We start from the raw sequence: 851 nt of genomic DNA, 5'->3' as shown, positions 1-851 counted from the left end.
GCCGAGCGGGCTGGTCGGCGGGCTGCTGCTGGAGGAGCCGTACGCCCTGGTGCATCCGGCCGGGCACCCGGATCCGCGCGGTCTGCCGCTCGTGGACTGGGCCGAGAACTGCGGCTCCCACACCCGCGATTGGTGGGCCGCCCAAAACTGGCTGCCGCCCGCCACCGTCCGCGCCGAGGACGACGGGGCGGTGCTGTCCATGGTGGGCAGTGGCCTCGGCATGGCCGTCATGCCCGCGCTGTCCCTCACCGGGGCACCGCCCTCGGTGGAGATCACCGACCTCGGCCCGGACCGCCCGTACCGCGGCGTCGGCTACGTCACCACCCCGGAACTGGCCACCACCGACGCCGTACGCGCCCTGATCCGTGTCCTGCGCTCGCTCGGACGCGGTCCCGCGCTCACCCGGACGCGCGTCGGCGCAGCTCAGAGCGGTTCGAGGGGGTCCGCCGTCTCAGATAGTAGGAAGTCCGAGTAACTATGCAGACAGACGCGGGCCGCTCCCTTAGCTTGGAAGAAGCCGAACGTCTCGCTCGATCCAGCGAATGGCGGTCGTGAGCCGGGCCCCGTGCAGGCAACCCCTGCGGCCAGCGCTCCCTGCCTGCTCCGGCGTCTCGCACACCCCCCTCATCTCCGTGCTCCCTTCATGCCGAGGAGTCGATTTCCATGGCCGAGACGACCGTCCGCCGCCGCGTCCGCCACGTGCCCAGCACCGGCGAGTCCGACCGCAAGAACGCCGCCGCCGCCCTCCAGCGCGCCCTCGACCGCCGGGACAACGGCGGCCAGACCGGCCACTGAGCCGATCGCCGAACCTCCTTCCGAGCCGCTCGCAGTGACACGGGCCGTCCGGATAA

The 851-nt window shown here is 72.3% G+C and carries 2 protein-coding genes; both read left to right on the top strand.

Features of this window, described 5'->3' with window-relative positions; translation table 11 throughout:
* On the top strand, positions 1-475 hold a 475-nt coding region (locus tag CCN72_RS34380), incomplete at its 5' end, for a LysR family transcriptional regulator substrate-binding protein (protein WP_244174620.1).
* A 188-nt stretch (positions 476-663) separates the two neighbouring features.
* Positions 664-795 carry a hypothetical protein gene (locus tag CCN72_RS41480; RefSeq protein WP_086812259.1) on the top strand — a complete coding sequence of 44 codons (132 nt, stop codon included), beginning with the start codon at positions 664-666 and terminating at the stop codon, positions 793-795.
* The last annotated feature ends 56 nt before the right edge of the window (positions 796-851 follow it).

The organism is Streptomyces murinus (assembly GCF_002154555.1).
Classification (GTDB): Bacteria; Actinomycetota; Actinomycetes; order Streptomycetales; family Streptomycetaceae; genus Streptomyces; species Streptomyces murinus.
Note: the sequence above shows the minus strand (reverse complement) of the source record. Positions and strands in the feature narration are given on the sequence as shown.

What these genes read in the sequence shown, in the direction of transcription:
- CCN72_RS41480 (WP_086812259.1), top strand. Translation starts at nt 664, where the DNA reads ATGGCCGAGACGACCGTCCGCCGCCGCGTCCGCCACGTGCCCAGCACC.